This window comes from Streptomyces luomodiensis, from assembly GCF_031679605.1.
GTDB classification, from domain to species: domain Bacteria; phylum Actinomycetota; class Actinomycetes; order Streptomycetales; family Streptomycetaceae; genus Streptomyces; species Streptomyces luomodiensis.
Genome location: NZ_CP117522.1, coordinates 5,856,049 through 5,875,098 on the forward strand (window position 1 = coordinate 5,856,049; position 19,050 = coordinate 5,875,098).

17 protein-coding genes are annotated in these 19,050 nt (G+C 72.2%); 8 read left to right on the plus strand and 9 right to left on the minus strand.

What is annotated here, in order from left to right; all coding sequences use genetic code 11:
* Window positions 1–45 precede the first annotated feature (45 nt).
* A complete protein-coding gene (locus PS467_RS24545) occupies window positions 46–1,224 on the minus strand; it encodes a thiolase C-terminal domain-containing protein (RefSeq protein ID WP_311037034.1) in 1,179 nt (392 codons plus the stop codon).
* Between the two features lie 110 nt (window positions 1,225–1,334).
* Between PS467_RS24545 and PS467_RS24550 the strand changes: the two genes are divergently transcribed.
* Together PS467_RS24550 and PS467_RS24555 are read left to right on the plus strand one after the other, a co-directional pair.
* Window positions 1,335–2,726, plus strand: a complete 1,392-nt coding sequence (locus tag PS467_RS24550; protein WP_311037035.1) for an acyl-CoA dehydrogenase family protein — start codon at window positions 1,335–1,337, stop codon at window positions 2,724–2,726.
* Window positions 2,726–3,208 (plus strand): nitroreductase family deazaflavin-dependent oxidoreductase, encoded by a 483-nt coding sequence (locus PS467_RS24555; protein WP_311037036.1) that lies wholly within the window; start codon window positions 2,726–2,728, stop codon window positions 3,206–3,208. The genes PS467_RS24550 and PS467_RS24555 overlap by 1 nt, the downstream gene beginning before the upstream one ends.
* A gap of 183 nt (window positions 3,209–3,391) precedes the next feature.
* Here PS467_RS24555 and PS467_RS24560 read toward each other — a convergent pair whose 3' ends face one another.
* Window positions 3,392–4,039 carry a TetR family transcriptional regulator gene (locus tag PS467_RS24560; protein ID WP_268973830.1) on the minus strand — a complete coding sequence of 216 codons (648 nt, stop codon included), beginning with the start codon at window positions 4,037–4,039 and terminating at the stop codon, window positions 3,392–3,394.
* A gap of 593 nt (window positions 4,040–4,632) precedes the next feature.
* On the opposite strand from PS467_RS24560, the gene kbpA reads away from it, so the two are divergent.
* From kbpA to PS467_RS24580, 4 genes are all read left to right on the plus strand, one after another.
* Window positions 4,633–5,418 carry an AfsK-binding protein KbpA gene (kbpA, locus tag PS467_RS24565; protein WP_311037037.1) on the plus strand — a complete coding sequence of 262 codons (786 nt, stop codon included), beginning with the start codon at window positions 4,633–4,635 and terminating at the stop codon, window positions 5,416–5,418.
* A gap of 230 nt (window positions 5,419–5,648) precedes the next feature.
* On the plus strand, window positions 5,649–8,345 hold the full coding sequence (locus tag PS467_RS24570; RefSeq protein ID WP_311037038.1) for a serine/threonine-protein kinase: 2,697 nt from the start codon (window positions 5,649–5,651) through the stop codon (window positions 8,343–8,345).
* A 171-nt stretch (window positions 8,346–8,516) separates the two neighbouring features.
* Complete coding sequence (locus PS467_RS24575) at window positions 8,517–9,080, plus strand: hypothetical protein (RefSeq protein WP_268973834.1); 564 nt, start codon at window positions 8,517–8,519, stop codon at window positions 9,078–9,080.
* 134 nt (window positions 9,081–9,214) lie between these two features.
* Window positions 9,215–9,745, plus strand: coding sequence for a hypothetical protein (locus tag PS467_RS24580; RefSeq protein ID WP_311037039.1), 531 nt, complete (start codon window positions 9,215–9,217; stop codon window positions 9,743–9,745).
* A 28-nt stretch (window positions 9,746–9,773) separates the two neighbouring features.
* Here PS467_RS24580 and PS467_RS24585 read toward each other — a convergent pair whose 3' ends face one another.
* From PS467_RS24585 to PS467_RS24595, 3 genes are read right to left on the minus strand one after another with little or no spacing between them, the layout of a single operon-like run.
* Window positions 9,774–10,541, minus strand: coding sequence for an enoyl-CoA hydratase/isomerase family protein (locus tag PS467_RS24585; protein ID WP_311037040.1), 768 nt, complete (start codon window positions 10,539–10,541; stop codon window positions 9,774–9,776).
* Complete coding sequence (locus tag PS467_RS24590; protein ID WP_311037041.1) at window positions 10,538–11,041, minus strand: Zn-ribbon domain-containing OB-fold protein; 504 nt, start codon at window positions 11,039–11,041, stop codon at window positions 10,538–10,540. The genes PS467_RS24585 and PS467_RS24590 overlap by 4 nt, the downstream gene beginning before the upstream one ends.
* Window positions 11,042–11,090: 49 nt before the next feature.
* Window positions 11,091–12,230 (minus strand): lipid-transfer protein, encoded by a 1,140-nt coding sequence (locus PS467_RS24595; RefSeq protein ID WP_311037042.1) that lies wholly within the window; start codon window positions 12,228–12,230, stop codon window positions 11,091–11,093.
* Between PS467_RS24595 and PS467_RS24600 the strand changes: the two genes are divergently transcribed.
* Entirely contained in the window at window positions 12,202–12,342 is a 141-nt protein-coding gene (locus tag PS467_RS24600; RefSeq protein ID WP_311037043.1) for a hypothetical protein, read from the plus strand. The genes PS467_RS24595 and PS467_RS24600 overlap by 29 nt on opposite strands.
* A gap of 61 nt (window positions 12,343–12,403) precedes the next feature.
* The gene (locus PS467_RS24605) at window positions 12,404–13,999 is read left to right on the plus strand and encodes a FadD3 family acyl-CoA ligase (protein WP_311037044.1); all 1,596 of its coding nucleotides are present in this window, start codon (window positions 12,404–12,406) and stop codon (window positions 13,997–13,999) included.
* Window positions 14,000–14,056: 57 nt separating this feature from the next.
* Here the strand turns inward: PS467_RS24605 and PS467_RS24610 are convergent, their stop codons facing one another.
* The 4 genes from PS467_RS24610 to afsR all read right to left on the minus strand — a co-directional run bounded on the left by PS467_RS24610 (window position 14,057) and on the right by afsR (window position 18,999).
* Window positions 14,057–14,866 (minus strand): TIGR03619 family F420-dependent LLM class oxidoreductase, encoded by an 810-nt coding sequence (locus PS467_RS24610; protein ID WP_311037045.1) that lies wholly within the window; start codon window positions 14,864–14,866, stop codon window positions 14,057–14,059.
* A 242-nt stretch (window positions 14,867–15,108) separates the two neighbouring features.
* The gene (locus tag PS467_RS24615) at window positions 15,109–15,297 is read right to left on the minus strand and encodes a hypothetical protein (protein WP_311037046.1); all 189 of its coding nucleotides are present in this window, start codon (window positions 15,295–15,297) and stop codon (window positions 15,109–15,111) included.
* Window positions 15,298–15,514: 217 nt separating this feature from the next.
* The gene (locus tag PS467_RS24620) at window positions 15,515–15,865 is read right to left on the minus strand and encodes a hypothetical protein (protein ID WP_311037047.1); all 351 of its coding nucleotides are present in this window, start codon (window positions 15,863–15,865) and stop codon (window positions 15,515–15,517) included.
* A gap of 209 nt (window positions 15,866–16,074) precedes the next feature.
* Complete coding sequence (gene afsR, locus PS467_RS24625; protein ID WP_311037048.1) at window positions 16,075–18,999, minus strand: SARP-family global regulator AfsR; 2,925 nt, start codon at window positions 18,997–18,999, stop codon at window positions 16,075–16,077.
* Window positions 19,000–19,050: the final 51 nt, after the last annotated feature.

The following is a 19,050-nucleotide window of genomic DNA, read 5'->3' on the forward strand; positions in this document are numbered from 1 at the left end:
CGACGGGCCGGGGCAAGCGGGGGGCGTACGCCGAGCGGAGACCGGTCAGCCGCGGCCCAGGACGACCGTGCCCGCCGAGCAGAACCAGCCACCCGTCCCCGACGCCACCGCCAGCTCCGGCAGCCGTCCGCCCGCCTTGCGCACCTGCCGCTCCCCGGCCTCGCCGCGCAGCTGCCGTACCGCCTCGACCAGCAGGAACAGGCCGCGCATCCCCGGGTGGCAGGCGGAGAGACCGCCGCCGTCGGTGTTGGTCGGCAGCTCGCCGTCCCGTGTCAGCCGCCCCTTCGCCGCGAACGTCCCGCCCTCGCCCTTGGCGCAGAAACCGAGGTCCTCGAGGGTTACCAGGGTCATATAGGTGAAGGCGTCATAGAGCTCGGCCACATCGATCTCCGACGGCCGCACCCCCGCCCGCGCGAAGGCGGTCCGCCCCGAGACGGCCGCCGGGGAGACCGTGAAGTCCTCCCATGCGGACATGGTGGTGTGCGAGACGGCCGTGCCCGAACCCAGCACCCACACCGGGGGTTTCGCGGTGTCCGGTACGTACTCCTCGGCCGCGAGCAGCACCGCGCAGCCGCCGTCCGAGCGGATGCAGCAGTGCAGCTTGGTGAAGGGGTCGGCGATCATCGGGCCGCTCAGGACATCATCGACCGTGATCGGTTCGCGAAACATCGCGTCCGGATTGTGCCCGGCGTTGGTGCGCGCCTGAACGGCGATGTCCGCCAGCTGTTCGAGCGTGGTGCCGTACTCATGCATATGGCGGCGCGCGGCCATCGCGTACTTGGCCACCAGCGTATGGCCGTACGGGACCTCGAACTGGAGCGGTCCGCGCGCGCCGAACGAGAGGTTCGCGGTGCGGCGGCCCGCGCGGATGTCGGCGCGGGCGGTGGAGCCGTAGACGAGCAGTACGGCGCGGGCGTGCCCCGCGGCGATCGCGTCCGCCGCGTGCGCCGCCATGACCTCCCAGGTGGAGCCCCCGACGGCCGTCGAGTCGGCCCAGGTGGGCCGCAGCCCCAGATATTCGGCCACCTCGACCGGTGCGAGGGTGCCGAGCCCCGCCGAGGCGAAGCCGTCGATGACCGAGCGGTCGAGCCCGGAGTCGGCGAGGGCCCGGCGGGCGGCCTGTGCGTGGAGGGCGTAGGGGGTGGCCGTGTCGACGCGGCCGCAGTCGGAGAGGGAGACGCCGACGACGGCGACCTTACGGGCGCGATGCGCTGCGGGCGACATAAAACTGACGGTACATCAGCTCGGGTGGGAGCGGGATGGTGGTGGAGGGGTGGGAAAGCTCGGTCGTCGTCCTTAGTATGACGACCCGTCAGAAACGGAGGTGCTCGCCGATGGACGCCGCGTTCACCGAGGAACAGGACGAGATCCGCCGTACGCTGCGCGAACTGCTGCGGGAGCGGTGCGGGCCGGAGGAGGTCAAGGCGGCGGTCCATACCGCCCCCGGCTACGACGAGGCCCTGTGGCGGCGGCTGGCCCGGACGCTCGGGCTGCCCGGCCTGGCCCTTCCGACGGCGTACGGGGGCGTCGGCTGCGGGGTCACCGAGCTGGCGCTGGCCTGTGAGGAGACGGGGCGGGTGCTGCTCCCTTCGCCGTTCCTGGCCACCGCCGTGTTCGCCGCACCCCTGATCGCCGCGCTCGGGACGGAGGCGCAGCGCGCCGAGCTGCTGCCGCGGATCGCGGAGGGCACCCTTACGGCGGCGCTCGCGGTGCCGGGGCGCGCACTGCCCGAAGCGCTCGGGCTCACCGGAGCGCGGGACGGCGCATGGGCCGGTGGAGGGCGCGCGGGGGGCGTCCAGGCGCGCCCGGACACCGGCGGCGGCGCGGGGTGGCGGCTGTACGGACAGGTGGAGCAGGTACTGGGTGGCCACAGCGCCGAACTGCTGCTGGTCGCCGCCCGTGCCGGGGGCTATACGCGCGGGCGGACGCTGTTGTTCCGCGTCCCGGCGGGGGCGGACGGGCTGGTCCGCACCCGGCTGACCGCGCTCGACGCGACGCGGCCGCAGGCCCGTATCCAGCTGCGTGACGTACCGGCCGAACTGCTGGGGGTGGACGACGGCGGGAGCGGGGACGAGGTGGCGGAAGCGCTGTCGGAGGTGGGTACGGCGGCCGCGGCCGTGCTCGCCGCCGAGGCCGTGGGGGCGGCGGACGCGGTCCTGGCGCGGACGGTCGGGTATGTGCGGACGCGTGAGCAGTTCGGCCGTCCGATCGGCTCCTTCCAGGCGGTCAAGCACCGGCTGGCGGATGTGTACGTCGCCGTCCAGGCGGCCCGTTCGGCGGCGTACTACGCGGCCTGGGCCGCGGCCCAGAGCGGTGTGGACGCCACGGACGCCACGGCCGCCGCGGCCGCCGTGGAAGCCGGGGTCGCGGGTGGGCTCGCGCTCGCCCAGGCGCTGGATGCGCAGCGTAGGGCGGCGGCCGATGCGGTGCAGTTGCACGGCGGTATCGGCTTCACCTGGGAGCACGAGGCGCATCTCTACGTCAAGCGGGCCGCCTCCGACGAGCTGCTCTTCGGGCCCGTCCACCGGCTGCGGGCGCGGGCGGCGGAGCGGGACGGGCTCTTCGCCGGGCCCGATCGCGTCCCTTACGGCGGCCATGGCGGCCATGGCGGCCACGACGAGTGCGACGGTATCGGTGGGCGCGGTAAGGACGGCAAGAACGGCGGGTACAGCGGGAACGATGACCGCGACGGGCGCGACGGGCTGCGGAAGGCGGTGACGGTCTGATGGCCGGTTATGGCGTGAAGCTGGTCCGGAAGGTGTCCTCGACCCGTGCGTTCGCCAAGGTCGCGCCCCACGTCATCCCCGCCTTCGACCGCGCCGTCCACCGGCTGACCCGAGGCAGGGTGCTGCCGAGCGCGCGGATGCTGCCGGGCGTGATCCTTACGGTGCGTGGTGCGCGGTCGGGGCTCCCCCGCCGTACGCCGCTGGCCTGTATGCCGGAGGACGGCGACACCTGGGTCCTGGTCGGCAGCAACTGGGGCCGCCCCGGCCACCCTGCCTGGACCGCGAATCTGCTGAAGCACCCGGAAGCGGAGATCAGCTGGCGGGGCCGGGACATCGCCGTCCGAGCGCGACTGCTGGAGGGCTCCGAGCGGGAGGCGGCCTGGAGGGCGGTCCTCGCCTTCTGGCCGCCGTACGCGAGCTACCAGTCGCGGGTGGAGCGCGAAATCCGCCTCTTCCGCCTCCACCGCCTTCCGGAAGCCTGAACCGGTCTGTCGGTCGGCCTCCAGGCCGCCGGGGCGGTCCGGTGGCGGGCCGGCGGCGGCAGAGTGGCGGCAGATGGGAGACGCAAAGCCGCGGCGGATCACTCGGGAGTGATCCGCCGCGGCGTGACAGGACGTGCGGGCCCACCGGCCGGGCCGGTCGGTATGGAGAGGTCTGCGGATTCGTTACTTCGGCGGTTTGCGCCCGGTGATGCCGAGGTGGAGGAGCCAGGTCAGGCTCGGCCTGAGGTCGGCCTGCTTGACGCCCCAGCTCTGGAAACCCTTCTGGTGCGCCGAGACCGAGGCCAGCATCGCGACCAGTGAGCCCGCGATGGCAGCCGGGTTGAGGTCCTCGTCGATCCGGCCCTTGGCCTGCTGCTCCTTGACGGCGTCGGTCAGGGAGTTGGTGACGGAATTGAGGATCTTCATGCGGATCTTGTAGAACCGCTTGTCACCCTCGGCGGCGCCCAGATCGACCACTCGCAGGATGGCGTCATGTTTGCGCCAGAAGGAGAGGAACCCCTCCACCAGGTCCTCCGCCGCCGCGCCGCCGGACTTGCCCGCCCATGAGCGTCCGGCGACCAGATCGGTCAGGCTCGCGCCGTCCTTGGCCATCTCCTCGGCGAGCTCGAGGACGGCGCCCTCCACGTCGGGGAAGTACTGGTAGAACGTCGCCGGCGAGGTCCCGGCCTTACGGGCGACATCGATGACCTTGACGTCTCGGTACGGGGATGTGCTGAGCATCTCGCCGAGGCAGTCGAGCAGCTTCTGCCGCGTCGCCTGCCCGCGACGACCGGCCACCCGCCCGTCGACTGTGCGTACTTGTCCTGTCATGCCGTCAGCTTACCGAGGGGTGATCGGAGCGCGATTCGGCTGCGTGCAAATGGGGTTAGGGCGGGATGAGGTGGTTTGTGCACCTCGCCGAGCAGGCTGGAATGGCTGATTCCGGCCCCTGTCCACCGTCGTCAAGCCCTCAATCACCGCTCGCCCAGGCGAGTGAATCCTGTTATCAACAGCCTGTGGATAAAAACGGTGGATGACCCGGTGCGGGCCGGTCTCGAACCGAAAAAGATTGTCTAAATATTTCGAGTTCCAGGGCGAGCAGATCGGACGATACCCCGTTAGCGTGGCAAGTGAGGTAAGTGAAGCAAGCTGCCACAAATGCGCATCAAGCTTCTCCAAGCGGGCGCCGGTCAAGCTCCGGGCACCGTTGCGTACGGGCGCCGGGCACGCCCCGAGCGGACTCCCGGTACACGCCCCGGAGCGGACCCCAGTGCGAGAGGCCGCCACGGCCATCAGGGGCCGCAGGAGGGGTGCCGGGAGGGCCGGAGGCGGATGGGCCGCGGGAGAGCGCCAGCGGGGCGCCGGGAGGGGCGGAGAGGGCGTCGGAGAGGCGAGAGAGGCCAGAGACCGAGAGGATCCGGACCATGGCGGCATTCGCGGAAGGCGTGCCCTGCTGGGCGGATGTGCTGCTGTCCGACCTCGCCGCGGGCCGGCGCTTCTACGGCGAGCTGTTCGGCTGGACCTTTCAGGAGATCGTCACCGACTACGGCTCGTTCACCCGGGCCCTCCTCGACGGTAAGGACGTCGCGGGGCTGGTCCCCAAGCCGGACGGCCGGATGCCCACCGTCTGGAACCTCTACTTCGCGGCCGAGGACGCCGCCGCGACCGCCGTCCGGATCCGCGAGGCCGGCGGCCGGGTGATCACCCCGCCGGTCTGGATCGACGGGTTCTGCGTCATGGCGACGGCCGCCGATCCGGGCGGTGCCGTCTTCGGAATCTGGCAGGCGGGCAGCCACACCGGCTTCGGGCGGCGCGGCGCGCCCGGCACGTACGGCTGGGCCGAGGTCCACACCCGTCAGCCGCGCGCCGTGGATGCCTTCTACCGGGCGGTCTTCGGGTACGAGACGGTGCCCGCCGGCGAGGGCACCCCGACCGACGTGGTGCTGTGGACACCGCGCGGCGAGGCCCCGGACCCCCGTCACGCGATCGGTGGACGGGTCGTGATCGGTGAGCAGTACCCGGTCGAGCTGCCCGCCCACTTCCTGACGTACTTTGTGGTGACGGATTGCGATCGGGTGCTGCGCACGGTCCACGGGCTGGGTGGGCGGGTCCTCAAGACGCCCGAAGATACGCCGTACGGGCGTTTCGCGGTCGTTGTGGACAATCAGGGCGCGTCCTTCGCCGTCATCGACCTCTCGGCGGCGGGCTGAACCCGGGGCGCGGAACTGGGCGATGGGGGCCCGAGGACGCTCGGCCGAACCCCGGTCGACGCGGGCCGGCCCCGGCTCGGTATCGCCCGATGACACGACGATTCGCCCCCGGGTTCGCAACCGCCGCCTTCGCCAGAGAGAATGCAGGATGCGTGCCGCCGGTTGGTTTGTCGGTGAGACGCTGCACGGGGCTGTATTTTTTCAAGCCCCCACGGGGAGGTGGCAGGCAAGTGGTGGAGCAGCTGACGCAGCACGATCCGAGGCGGATCGGCCCTTTCGAGGTGCTCGGCCGTCTCGGCGCGGGCGGCATGGGGCTGGTCTATCTGGCCCGCTCGGCATCGGGCCGACGGGTCGCGATCAAGACGGTCCGGACCGAGCTCGCCGAGGACCAGCTGTTCCGTGTCCGGTTCACCCGTGAGGTGGAGGCGGCCCGCGCGGTCAGCGGGTTCTACACGGCCGCGGTCGTGGACGCCGATCCGCGCGCCGCGGTGCCGTGGTTGGCCACGGCCTATGTGCCGGCTCCCTCCCTCGAGGAAATCGTCAACGAGTGCGGGCCGATGCCCGCCCAGGCGGTGCGGTGGCTGGCGGCCGGGGTCGCCGAGGCGCTCCAGTCCATCCACGGCGCGGGTCTGGTCCACCGGGATCTGAAGCCGTCCAATGTGCTGGTCGTCGAGGACGGTCCGCGCGTGATCGACTTCGGTATCGCCTCCGGTGTCTCGAACACCCGGCTGACGATGACCAACGTCGCGGTCGGCACCCCCGCCTACATGTCGCCCGAGCAGGCGCGCGACTCGCGCAGTGTGACGGGCGCGAGCGACATCTTCTCGCTCGGCTCGACGCTGACCTTCGCGGCCACCGGACACGCGCCCTTCCACGGCGCCAACCCGGTGGAGACCGTGTTCATGCTGCTGCGCGAGGGCCCCGACCTGGCCGGGCTGCCGGACGAGCTGCGGCCGCTCATCGAGTCGTGCATGCAGATGGAGCCCGAGCGGCGGCCGTCCCCGGCCGATCTGCAGTCCCAGCTGGCCCCGCATCTGTTCGCCTCCAACGCCGACGACAGTGGTACGGCCTCGGCCTGGCTGCCGGGCGGCGCCGTCGCGCTCATCGAGCGCAAGCGCAGCGGTCGCAACCAGGTGCGCTCCTCCCGGCCCGCGGCCGACGGCGGCCGTCCGGCCGGGCACGCCGGAAGCGCTGGGCACGGCGGGAGCGGTGGCGGCCGGTCGGCCGCGCCGCTGCCCCCGGAGCGTCCGCCCGCACCGCCCTCGTACGCCCCCGCCGCGGGCGCCTCCGCAGGCGGGCGTGGCGGTCGGCACGGCGCGGGTGGGCCCGCCGGAGCGGGCGGCTGGGAGCCCGTGGGCACGGGCGACCCGCGCGGGGGCCTGCGCACGCCGGAGGCCGCGAGCCCGCCGGGCGCGCTGGGCGCCATCGGACCCGGGCGGCACGCCGCCCCCGCCGGACGTCCCTCCGCCGCACCCGCCCCGGCCGCACCCGCCGCGCCCTCGTCCGCCGGGCCCCCGTCCGCCGCGCCCGCCCCGGTACCCGCCGGGGCCGACGGGGCGGTGCGGCTGCCCGGATCGCCGGTGCCGATCGGCCCCGGGCTCCGGGCCGCCGACGCGCGGGAGCCGCAGCCGCAGCACGGCACCGGGCCCGCGACCGGCTGGGTGCGTCCGCCGGCCGGGGTCACGAGCGGAGGGCTGAGCGGAGGCGACGGCACGGCCGCCGTCCCGCCGCCGCACTCCCCGCCGGCCGAGCCGTCCGAACCGCCGGCCCAGGGAGCCGGGCAGGGCCGCTGGCGCCCGTGGCGGTTCCGCATGTCGAACGACGTCTGGGGCACCCCGGCCGTCGCCGGCGACCTGCTGTACGTGACCTCGTTCGAGGTGCACGCCCTGGATGTGGCCACCGGCCGGCGCCAGTTCAAGACGCGTGACGTGGCGTGGGCGATGGCCGTGGCGAACGGCCGCATCCACGCCTCCGACGGCCCCACGCTGTACGCGCTGGACGCGGAGGACGGCGCGGAGCGCTGGCGTCTGTCGACCGACGGCTGGGTCTACTCCCTCAAGGTCGATCGCGGCACGGTCGTCACCGGCACGCGCGGCGGTGGCGTCCAGGCGTGGGAGGCGGCCAACGGCGAGCTGCTGTGGGAGAGGCAGGGCCTCCAGACCGACTTCGAGACGCCCGAGTCCGGCCCGGTGATCCACGACGGGACGGTCTATGTGTGGGCGGACGCGCGGCTGCGCGCCCTGGAGGCGCGCACCGGCGCGGAGCGCTGGTCGTACCCGGTGGGCGACGCGGCGTCCTGCGGCGGTGTGCCGCTGCGTCTGCTGCCGGCGCCCGACGGGGTGGTCTACGTCTCGGCGGGGACGCGGGTGCTCGCGCTCGACATCGCCCGCGGGGATGTGCGGTGGCGTTTCGAGGCGCCCGCGGTCTTCCTGTGCGCCCCCGCGTACGCGCCGGGACCCGCGGTGACCGGCGGCGGTATCTACATCGCTGACTATCTGGGCACGGTCTACGCGCTGGACGCGGCGAACGGCCGCGACCGCTGGCGGATCGCGACCGAGGCCCGGCAGTCGATCGAACCGGTGCTGGTGGCCGAGGGCTCGGTCCATCTGGGCAGCGGTGGCGCGCTCTACACGCTCGACGCGGTCACCGGCACGCCCAAGTGGCGGTTCGCGGCGGGTGGCGAGGTCATCGGTTCGCCGGTGGTCGCCGACGGCCGGGTCCACTTCGGCTCGGCCGACCACTGCCTCTACACGGTGGACGCGGCGGGCGGACAGCTGCGCTGGAAGCTGGCGACCGGCGGTGAGATCACCGGCTCGCCGGTGGCCGCCAAGGGCGTGGTGTACGCGTGCAGCAAGGACCGCTGCGTCTACGCGCTGGACGCGGTCAAGGGCACGGGCCAGTCCCGTCCGTCGGGCGGCCGGGCCTGACCGAGCCCGCCCGACGGGCGTCCGGAGGCGGCCGGGCCGTGAGCCGTGTCCCTGTCAATTCCTGCTACGGTGGCGGGCGTTCATCGACCTCCTGGGAGCCGGGAGGTCGATGGGTATCTCCGCGCGGTTTCCGCGCGGTCTTCGTGCGGTCTTCGGGGGACGGGGTCTGTCATGCGGCGTGGTCTACGGCTGGCTGCCGTGCTCACCGTGGTGCTCGTGGCGCTGACCGGGTTCAAGGGGCGCGGTCATGGCCACGGGGGTGGTGGAGGCGGCTGTTCCAGCTCCTCCTCGCACCACTCGGGGTCCAGCTCCGGTTCCGGCTCAGGTGGCTACTCGGACTCCGACGACGAGAGCTCCACCACCGGTGTAGGCACGGGTGGGTCCCGCTACCGCGACTACGACGATGACGACTACGGCGACAGCGCGTCCAGCGGCTCCTCGGGCGGCTCGGCGTCGTCCTCCGAGCCCGAGGCGACCGTCGTCAGCTGTGCGGGCAAGGACGCGAAGGACGAGAGCGGCCGCCCGGCGGCGACCGTGAAGGTGCGCAACCGCTCGGGCGTGGCCGAGACCTACTCCGTCGACATGAACTTCAAGGACCGGGACGGTGTGACCCTGACGTCCGGCCGGGCCGATGTACGGGTCCCCGCGGGGCGGTCGAGGACCGTACGGGTGCCGCTCGACGATCCGTCGCCCTCGGGAACCGTGGTGACGTGTGAGGTCGTCTCCGTCCTCTGAAGCCGGAAGCCGGTGAGCCGGGTCAGGCGCGTCTGAAGGTGACTTTGGGGTAGCGGAACCTGCCGCTATGGTGGCGCGCACATGTCAACTGACCGCGGTTGGCTCGAATGTGTCTTTCTAACGGGGGTAATACCATGCAACGCCGCTCTGTCCGTATCGTCGCCGTCGCCCTGATCGGGCTCATGGCGCTGACCGGCTGCGGAAAGAAGAAGGGCGGAAGCCACGGCAGCGGCCTCGGGGGGTTCACCTCCGGGGGGAGCGGCGGCGACAGCCCGCTGTCCGACCCCAGCGGCCTGCCCACCGGCCTGCCGTCGTACGACTCCAGCACCCCCACCCCGTCGTACTCCCCGTCCGTGCCGCCCACCTACAACTCGGACGGCACGATCGACATCTCCGCCAGCGGCTGCGACTACGACGAGTCGACCAGCTCGTTCGAGTACACCCTCACCATCAGGAACCCCGAGACGCAGTCCATGCACTACTCGATCACCATCGAGTGGGAGAACCAGGCCGGCGGCGCCCTGCTGGGCTCCGATTACAAGTCCGTCACCGTGGCGCCCGGCAGCAGCCAGACCCTCAGCGCCACCTCCTACCGCTACCTCACCGAGCAGACGTCCTTCACCTGTGATGTCACCTCGGCGCTCAAGTACCCGAGCTCCACCTGAGGCCCGAGCCGATCCGGGACCGGCGGCCTCACCGGGTACGGAAGCCGGGCGTGCGGGCCGCGAAGAGCGCGGCCTGGCGTCCCGGCGGCAGATTGCCCAGCGCGATCAACTGCGGGGCGCGCGCGAGCGCCTGAGTCAGCGTCGCCTCCTTCGCCGCCCACAGCGCCCTTACGGTGCCCTGCACCGCCTCCGTCGGATACGACGCGATGACCGAGGCGGCGCGGATGGCCGCCGTAAGGGCTTCACCGACCGGGGTCACCTCGCTGACCAGGCCCGTCTCATACGCCCGCCGGGCCGTGAGCCGCTCCGCCGTCCCCATCAGCGCCATCCGCGCGACTTCGCCCATCGGCATGCGCTGCGCCATGTAGACGGCCTCATAGGCGCTGACCATCCCGTAGCTGGTGTGCGGGTCGAAGAAGGTCGCCGTCTCGTCCGCGACGATGAACTCGGTCTCGCCCAGCAGATAGAACGCCCCGCCGCACGCCATCCCGGCCACCGCCGCGATCACCGGCTTCCACAGGTCGTTCGCCTTCGGTCCGACGGTGCGCAGCGGATCGTCCATCGCGTACGGCGACGGCGGCTGCGGGATCTCCACCGAGCGGTCGACACCGGTGCTGAAGGCCCGGCCGCCCGCGCCGGTGAGGACCACGGCCCGGACCGACGCGTCCTGGCGCAGCCGCCGCCATACGGCCGTCAGTTCGCCGGCCGTCTCCAGGTCGATGGCGTTGTGCCGCTCGGGCCGGTCGAGGGTGACGACCGTGACGCCGCCCTCGTCGGCCCGCACACGGACCGTCATGGCCGCTCCAGCAGCCAGCGGACCACCGTGAGACCGTCGTCCGTCTCGTGGAAGGCGGCCTTCACGGGCGCGCCGATGCGGAGGCGCTCCGGCGGGACCGAGTTCAGCGCGGCGTCGGCGGAGGCGACCAGATTGCCCACCAGCCGGATGCGCGGGGCGTCCGCGAGCTCCACGAGGATCACGTTGTAGGGCGCCTGGGCCGCGTAGCCGGGCAACAGCGGCGGATGGGGCAGAACGTACGACCAGATCCGGCCGCGGCCGCTCATCTTTGTCCACAGGCTGTCGAAGGACTGGCAGTGGGGGCAGCAGGGCCGGGGCGGAAAGCGCGGTTCGCCGCAGTCGGCGCAGCTTTGGACGCGCAGTTCGCCGCGCGCCGCGTAGCGGAAGAAGGGCGCCCCGTCTTCGTCGGGCACGGGGGCCAGCAGCCCGTCAGCCCGGCCGCTGCCGCCGGTTGCGCCACTTCCGCCGCTTCCGGCCGTCGTCGTATCCGTCTGTGTCATGGCGTCGGTCAACTCCTCAACTCCTCAATCCCGCAGCTCGAACAGCTCCTCAGCTCCGCAGCAGCAGGGCCGATGTGGGAACCCCCTCACCCGCTGTGACCAGGCAGGTCGTGGCGCCGGGGACTTGGGCGGTGCTGGTGCCGCGCAGCTGTCTGACCCCCTCGGTGATGAGGTTGAAGCCATGGACGTACGCCTCGCTGAGGCCGCCCCCGCCGGTGTTGAGCGGCAGCCGTCCGCCGATCTCCAGCGCGCCCCCTTCGGTGAAGGCGGCGCCCTCGCCGCGGGCGCAGAAGCCGTAGCCCTCCAGGGAGAGCAGGATCAGGGGGGTGAACGCGTCGTAGATCTGCGCGACATCGATGTCCTGGGGTCCGAAGTCGGCGGTTTTCCACAGCCGGCGGGCGGCGGTCCAGGAGGGGCCGGTGAGCGGGTCGTCGTTCCAGTAGTTGACCATCCCGTGGACTTGCGCGGGCAGCCCCTGGGCGGCGGAGTGGACGTACACGGGCCGGTGCCGGCAGTCGCGCGCCCGCTCGGCCGACACCACCACGCAGGCCAGCGCGCCGTCGGTCTCCAGGCAGTTGTCGAAGAGGCAGAGCGGTTCGCTGATCCAGCGCGCGGTCATGTACATCTCGCGGGTCAGCGGACGCTCGTACATGATCGCGGCGGGGTTCTGATTGGCCCGGTTGCGGCAGGCCAGCGCCACATTGAAGAAGTGATCGCGGGTCGCGCCGTACTCATGCATATAGCGCCGGGCCAGCAGCCCGATCTCATCGGCCGGGCGCAGCAGCCCGTAGGGCCGGGTCCACTGGGCCGGGGTGGGCAGCTGGACCCGGGTGTTGGTCCAGGGGCGCGGACCGCTGCCGCGTTTGCGTGACCGCCAGGCCACCCCGACGCTCGCCTGCCCGGTGGCGATCGCGGCCGCCAGATGCGCGACGGTCGCACAGGAGCCGCCGCCCCCGTAGCCGACCTTGCTGAAGAAGGTCACATCGCCCGCGCCGATGGCCTTGGCCACCTCGACCTCGTCGGTGTCCTCCATGGTGTACGAGGCGAAGGCGTCCACCTCGGACGGGGCGATACCGGCGTCGTCGAGTGCGGCGAGGATCGCCCGGCAGGCCAGGGTCTTCTCGGACTCGGGGAGGCGTTTGGCGAAGGGGGTCTGCCCGATGCCGGCTATCGCGGTCGCGTCCTTCAAGGGCGCCGCCGTCGCCGTCGCGTCCTCATATCTCGCCGTCGCCCTCGTCGCCCCCATGGCCGCCTCCGTGGTCGCGTTCACCGGTGCTGACAGCGGGGAAGGCTACCGCTAATCTGACGGTCAGTCAGCTACTGGGGTCGTCCGTCCCGGATTCCGGGGAGGGGAGCGGTCCGATGCGCACCACCATTCCGGCCCTGATCCGGGCGGCGGTCGAGCGGTACGGCCCGGCCGAGGCCGTCGTCGAGGGCCGCGCCCGGATCTCCTACGCGGAGCTCGGCGCCCGGATCGAACGCGCGGCGGCCGCGTGCGTCGCCTCGGGTCTCGAACCGGGCGACCGCGCCGCGGTCTGGGCGCCCAACACCACCGACTGGATCGTGGCGGCGCTCGGCGCGGTCACCGCGGGCGGGGTGCTGGTCCCGGTCAACACCCGTTTCAAGGGCGCGGAGGCCGCGTATGTGCTGCGCCGCACCCGGGCCACGCATCTGTTCATCACCGGCACCTTCCTGGGCACCTCGTACGTGGCCTCGCTGCGCCGGGCGGTGGGGGAGGGGCCGGGCCGCGGCCCCCTGCCGGGGCTGCCCTATCTGCGGGAGGTGGTCGTCCTCGCCGACGACGGCCCGGAGGACTTCCGTACCTGGCGCGACTTCCTGGCGTCGGGCGAGGCCGTGCCGCCGGAGGAGGTCCGGTGCCGGGCGGAGGCGGTGCGGCCCCTGGACCCCTCCGACATCACCTTCACCTCCGGCACCACCGGTCGGCCCAAGGGCGTGGTGACCACGCACTCCCAGACCGTGCGCGTCTTCGACACCTGGAGCGAGATCACGGGCCTGGCGGCGGACGACCGCTACCTCATCGTGAACCCGTTCTTCCACACCTTCGGCTACAAGGCGGGCATCATCGCCTGTCTGAGCCGGGGGGCGACGATGGTGCCGCAGCCGGTCTTCGGCGTGGAGACCGCCCTGGCCCATATCGCCGCCGAGCGCATCACCGTCCTCCCCGGCCCGCCCACCCTCCACCAGTCCCTCCTCGACCACCCGTCCCGCGCCGCCCATGACCTGTCCACCCTGCGGCTGGTCGTCACCGGCGCCGCCGTCGTCCCGCTGGAGCTGGTGGAGCGCCTGCGCTCGGAGCTCGGGGTCGCCACCGTCCTGACGGCGTACGGACTGACGGAGGCGTCCGGCATCGTCACCATGTGCCGTCGCGGCGACCCGCCCGAGGTCATCGCGGGTACGGCGGGCCGCGCGATCCCGCACACCGAGATCAAGATCGTCCACTCAACCGGAGGGGAGCTCCCCCCGGGCCGGCCGGGCGAGGTCTGGGTGCGCGGCTACCACATCACCCCCGGCTACTTCGAGGACCCGATCGCCACCTCCGGCACCATCACCCCCGACGGCTGGCTGCGGACGGGCGATGTCGGGGTGCTGGACGAGCACGGCAATCTGCGCATCACCGACCGCATCAAGGACATGTTCATCGTCGGGGGCTTCAACGCCTACCCGGCCGAGATCGAGCAGCTCATCGCCCGCCACCCCGATGTGGCCGACGTGGCCGTCATCGGCATTCCGGATCCGCGGCTGGGCGAGGTCGCCAAGGCGTACGCGGTCCGCCGCCCGGACTCGACGCTGACGGCGGACGACCTGATCGCCTGGTCGCGGCGGGAGATGGCCAACTACAAGGTGCCGCGGCAGGTGGAGTTCCTCCCCGCGCTGCCGCGCAACGCCAGCGGCAAGATCCTCAAGGCCGCGCTCCGGGCCGACCGCCCAGTGCCGTAGCTCCGGGCCGGCTGCCCGTCCCCGCAGGGCTTTCGCCTACCCCCGCAGGGCCCTCGCTCATCCCCGCAGGGCCCTCATCCGCCGTCCGAAGCCCTCGGCGTCGCCGAACCACACCGCGAGGTGGTCCGCCCCGGCGGCGGCCCACGCGTCGATCTCGGCCCGTACGTCCCGCACGTCCCGGCCGTCGTCGTCCCAGCCGATCCGGGCCCCGGCGTGGACACGCCGGCCGCCGCTCAGCTCGCGCAGCCGGGCGAGGTGCCCGGCGAACTCCCCGGGGTCGAGGCCGAACCCCTGCCACCAGTCGCCGATCTCCGCGGTCCGGCGCAGCGCGGCGGGGGAGTTGCCGCCGATGAGGAAGGGCACGGGCCGCTCGGGTACGGGCTGGAAGACCGCGCGGTCGTCGAAGGAGTGGAACGCGTCCTGGTACGGGCCGCCGCCGCTCTCGTGCAGATGCCGGATGAGCCGCAGGGCGCTGGTCGTCCGGGCCCCCCGTTCCGCGAAGTCGGCCCCCGCGGCGTCGAATTCGTACCGTTCCCACCCCGTGCCCGCCCCCAGGACGAAGCGGCCTCCGCTCATCCTGGCCAGCGTCGCCGTCTGCCGGGCGAGGATCAGCGGGTCGCGCAGGGGCAGCACCAGGACGGAGGTGCCCAGGGTGATCCGCCGGGTGACCGCGGCGATGGAGGCGAGCGCGATGAGCGGCTCGTAGACCCCGCCGTAGCGGTCCGGGCCGTACGGGCCCGGGGGCAGCACATGGTCGGGGAGCCACACTCCCTCGTATCCGAGCGCCTCGGCCTCCTGGGCCAGCGCGGTCAGTTCCCGTGGTCCCATCCGCGGGGACTCGTCGGGGAGGACGACATGCAGCTCCATCGGGGCTCCTCTCACGGCCGGGGCGGGCCCGGCGGCTTCGATGAGCCCTTTCTAGACCCTGACATCAGTGCGAAGGTCAACGCCGGCGCCGGGGAAGCCAACGCCGACGCCCGAGGAGGTCAACGCCAGACGCCAGGGAAGCCAACGCCGACGCCCGGGGAGGTCAATTCCGGGAAAGTCAATGCCCGGGGTGACGAACCGGGTCTGCCGGCCCGTCCCCCCGGGCGATGAACGATCACGTCCTAAAAAGGACTGGGTGCGGGAAGGTGTTCGTCCATGGGGATGGCGACGACGGCCGTGTCCGTGTCCTGGCCGGCGGCAGCGGAGGGCCCCGTCTGATGGTGGGTGGCCGCCAAGGCCGGAGTCACGGCACCGAACGCGGCGGCCGCTGCGATCGCCAACGTGGCGAACGCCTTCTGCGTGCGAGTCATTGCAGCTCCTCAAGCAGGGGGAATTTATCCATTTTGTATTGCAAATATGTGAGTAGAGGGATAAGCGTTCGGCCGTCTGGCTCGAAGTGGTCGAATCTTGGCGCGAAGCAGTCAGAAACTGGCGCAACACCTGGGGCCGATGCCGACGGCTTCCCCTCCCCGCCGCCGACATCGGCCCCTTGCGGTGTTACCTGGTTGGATTCTGGTTCGCTGCCCGCTACTCGGAGTCCGCCGAGGTCGACCCCGCATCGGTGTCGTCGGCGGAGGTGAGCCTGGGCGGGGTGGGCATCTGCTCGTCCATGGTGCGGACCGTGCTGGAGTCGGTGCTCGGCTTCTTCTTCTTCTTCTTCGCGGCGTCAGCCGTGAGCGCCGCGGGTGGCGCCGGCATCTGCTCGTCCAGCGTGGTGAGGTTCGGGGACGGTGCGGGCATCTGCTCGTCGAGCGTGGTGATGCTCGGGGACGGTGCGGGCATCTGCTCGTCCATGGTGATGGCGGCCCTGGACGGGGACGGCATCTGCTCGTCCATGGGCCTATAGGCGTCGGACTCCGGCTTCTTGTCGTCACTCATCACGATCAACTTCCTCAAGCTGTGGTTGGCAGAGTGCGACGCCCGCCCGGCGACTCCCCCGTGGATCGCCGGACGGACGTCTCAGGGCCGTTCACCCTAGTGATGGGACCTGACAACCGACCCGCCTGCCCCCCGCGGGGACGGATCGACCGAGTAACAGCATGCCGGGGGGCGATAAACGATTGATGAACGGACCGACGGGGCCTGTGTTATGCGGTGGCCGCGGGCATCAGCAGGCCCTGGACCTCGGTTGCCTCGGTCGCTCCCAGCCGTTCGTGAATGGCCAGCGCCTCGCGCCAGCATGCCTCGGCCCGTTCGCTCTGCCCGAGCTCCGTCAGCGCCTTTCCGAGGACCGTGAGGACGATGGCGCGCCGCCACTCTCCCCCATGGCCCCGGAGGGCGAGCGCCTGCTCCGCGTGCGCGGCGGCCTGAGCCGGGCTGTGCATCGTGAGATGAGCCTCCGCCAGGCGCTGGTGTGCCATCCCCTCCCACAGGGGCTGGCGGCTCTGGCGGAAGAGGGCCAACGCCTCCGTCAGCTGTTCGAGCGCCTCAACCGCTTTGCCGGTACCGGTCAGGGCGATGCCGAGGGTGTACTTTCCGTTGGCCAGCCGCAGGATGTGGCCGAGGCTCTGGAAGATGCCGAGTGCCTGCTGGGCCAGCTCGACCGCGCTCTGCATGCGGTGCATCTCGAGATGGACGCGCGAGAGGCTGCACAGCGCACTCGCCTCCCCCGGACGGTTGCCGTCCTCGCGGAAGGCGTCGATCGCCTGGAGGAAGCACGCCTCCGCTTCCTCGGGAAGCTTCCGGTGCAGCGTGAAGATGATGCCGCGTTGGTTCGGGACGCGGCTGGTGGGCACCGGGTCCTTGGTGGCCAGGCCCAGCGCCATGGCGCTCTGGGCCTGCGCCTCGGCGTCGTCGTACCTCCCCGCCAGGCTGTAGGCATGGGCCAGGAAGGTTCTGGCGCGCCCCTCGGCAAGGAGGTCGCCGGCCTCGTGCGCGGCCTGGCTGATGGCCGCGGCGACCGCCTCGTACCGGCGCGCGTTGGCGCCGGACTCGGCGAGGTCGGTCGCGGCCCCGATCAGGTCCGCGGCCTTGCCCATCGTGGCGCCGCGGGCGGATTGCCGGGCGCAGGCCAGCAGGCAGTCGGCCTCGCTGAACAGCCAGTCCAGGGCGGCGTTCTGGTTCGGGAAGGTGAGCCCGGGGTGATCGGTGGGCGCCAAGTGGTCGACCAGCCGATCACCCGGCCGCTCCACCGCGTACACCTGCGCGGTGGTGGCGAGGTAGAAGTCCAGCAGCCGGGCCAGGGCGGCGTCCCGCTCCGCGCTTCGCTGGTCGCGCTCCGCGCAGTCACGTGCGTAGAGCCGCACGAGGTCGTGGTAGCGGTAACGGCCGGGGGCGGCGGACTCCAGCAGAGAGGTGTCCACGAGGGACTCCAGCAACTCCTCGGCCGCGAAGGTTTCCATGTCGAGCAGGACGGCCGCGGCCGCCAGGGAGATGTCCGGGCCGTCGGCGAGGCCCAGCAGCCGGAAGGCCCGAGCCTGCTGGGGCTCGAGTTGTCCGTACCCCAGCTCGAAGGTGGCCTTGACCGCCAGGTCGCCGGCGCGCAGCTCGTCCAGCCGGCGGCGCTCGTTGCCGAGCCTGTGCGCCAAGGCGGCCACGGTCCAGGTGCGGCGGGCGGCGAGGCGCGAGGCGGCGATGCGGATGGCCAGCGGCAGGAAGCCGCAGGCGGCCACCACGTCCATGGCCGCCTCCCGTTCGGCGTCGACCCTTTCCGCGCCGACTATGCGGGTGAAGAGAACGAGTGCCTCGTCGGGGCTCATCACATCGAGGTCGACCAACTGGGCGCTCTCCAGGTCGACCATGCGGGTACGGCTGGTGACCAGCGCGGCGCAGCCCTCCGTACCAGGGAGCAGCGGCCGTACCTGGGCCGCGTCGCGGGCGTTGTCGAGAAGCGCCAGTACGCGACGGCCGTCCAGGGTCGAGCGGTAGAGGGCGGCGCGCTCGTCGACGCCGTCGGGGATCGACGAGTCCGGGATGCCCAAGGCGCGCAGGAAGGCGCCCAGGACCGCCTCCGGTTCGGCCGGGACCGGGCCCGCTCCCTGGAGGTCCACGTACAGTTGCCCGTCCGGGAAGTGATGGCGGGCGGCGTGTGCCACGTGGACCGCGAGCGTCGTCTTCCCCACGCCGCCGATCCCGGCCACGGCTGACACGGCCATGACACGCCCCTCGGCCGTGGCGAGCTGGTCGCTCAGCTCATGGACAAAAGCCGTGCGCCCGGTGAAGTCCGAGACGGTGGCGGGGAGTTGGGCGGGGCGTACGAAGGTGGGGCCGGCGTCGGCGCGGAACTCCACCGGAAGAGCCAGGCCGGCGTCGGCCCGCAGTATGCGCTGGTGCAGTTCGGACAGTGCCGCGCAGGGGTCCACGCCCAGCTCATCGGCCAGGAGCCGACGGGTGTCGTTGTACACCGCCAGGGCCTCGGCCTGCCGGCCACTGCGGTACAGCGCCAGCATCAGCAGCTCCCGCAGCCGTTCCCGCAGCGGGTGCAGGGCGGTCAGCGCGGTCAGCTCGGAGACCGCTTCGGTGTGGAGGCCGACGCTCAGGTCCAGGTCGAGCCGGTTCTCGATGAGCACGAGGTGGCGCTCCGCGAGCCGGGCGCGCTGGGTTTCCGCGTACTGCCCCGGTACGCCGGCGAGGGGCTCGCCTTGCCACAGGTCCAGCGCCTGGTTGATCAACTCACGTGCCCGTGCGCGGTCGCCCGAGTGCTGGGCCTTCTCCGCCTCGGCGGCCAGCTGTTCGGCCACGTCGATGTCCAGTGACCCGGCCCCGGAGCGGATCGCGTAGCCCCCGGACTCGCTGACGAGCACATCGGAGTCGGCTCCGAAGGCCTTTCGGAGCCGTGAGGCGTAGGTGCGCAGCGCGGCGATGGCGGCGTCGGGCGGGTCGTCGCCCCACAGGCCGTCGACCAGCTCCGGGGCGGTCGCGGTGCGTCCGCCGCGCAGCAGCAGTGCCGCGAGCAGGGCCTTCTGCTGCGGTGAGCCGGTATTGAGCTGCTCCTCGCCTCGCCAGGCGCGGACCGGTCCGAGCACGGTGAAGCGCAAATGCTGGCCTTGCACCTGCTCCTTCTCGCCGGCCATGGTCTCCCCCTGCCTGTGCATCTCAGTCGCACGGGCCAGTTTGCCCTGTCA

Bases quoted from the DNA above. Each gene is read 5' to 3' on its own strand.
- PS467_RS24545 (WP_311037034.1), bottom strand. From the start codon at position 1,224: ATGTCGCCCGCAGCGCATCGCGCCCGTAAGGTCGCCGTCGTCGGCGTC.
- PS467_RS24550 (WP_311037035.1), top strand. From the start codon at position 1,335: ATGGACGCCGCGTTCACCGAGGAACAGGACGAGATCCGCCGTACGCTG.
- PS467_RS24555 (WP_311037036.1), top strand. From the start codon at position 2,726: ATGGCCGGTTATGGCGTGAAGCTGGTCCGGAAGGTGTCCTCGACCCGT.
- PS467_RS24560 (WP_268973830.1), bottom strand. From the start codon at position 4,039: ATGACAGGACAAGTACGCACAGTCGACGGGCGGGTGGCCGGTCGTCGC.
- kbpA (WP_311037037.1), top strand. From the start codon at position 4,633: ATGGCGGCATTCGCGGAAGGCGTGCCCTGCTGGGCGGATGTGCTGCTG.
- PS467_RS24575 (WP_268973834.1), top strand. From the start codon at position 8,517: ATGCGGCGTGGTCTACGGCTGGCTGCCGTGCTCACCGTGGTGCTCGTG.
- PS467_RS24580 (WP_311037039.1), top strand. From the start codon at position 9,215: ATGCAACGCCGCTCTGTCCGTATCGTCGCCGTCGCCCTGATCGGGCTC.
- PS467_RS24585 (WP_311037040.1), bottom strand. From the start codon at position 10,541: ATGACGGTCCGTGTGCGGGCCGACGAGGGCGGCGTCACGGTCGTCACC.
- PS467_RS24590 (WP_311037041.1), bottom strand. From the start codon at position 11,041: ATGACACAGACGGATACGACGACGGCCGGAAGCGGCGGAAGTGGCGCA.
- PS467_RS24600 (WP_311037043.1), top strand. From the start codon at position 12,202: ATGCCGGCTATCGCGGTCGCGTCCTTCAAGGGCGCCGCCGTCGCCGTC.
- PS467_RS24605 (WP_311037044.1), top strand. From the start codon at position 12,404: ATGCGCACCACCATTCCGGCCCTGATCCGGGCGGCGGTCGAGCGGTAC.
- PS467_RS24610 (WP_311037045.1), bottom strand. From the start codon at position 14,866: ATGGAGCTGCATGTCGTCCTCCCCGACGAGTCCCCGCGGATGGGACCA.
- PS467_RS24615 (WP_311037046.1), bottom strand. From the start codon at position 15,297: ATGACTCGCACGCAGAAGGCGTTCGCCACGTTGGCGATCGCAGCGGCC.
- PS467_RS24620 (WP_311037047.1), bottom strand. From the start codon at position 15,865: ATGAGTGACGACAAGAAGCCGGAGTCCGACGCCTATAGGCCCATGGAC.
- afsR (WP_311037048.1), bottom strand. From the start codon at position 18,999: ATGGCCGGCGAGAAGGAGCAGGTGCAAGGCCAGCATTTGCGCTTCACC.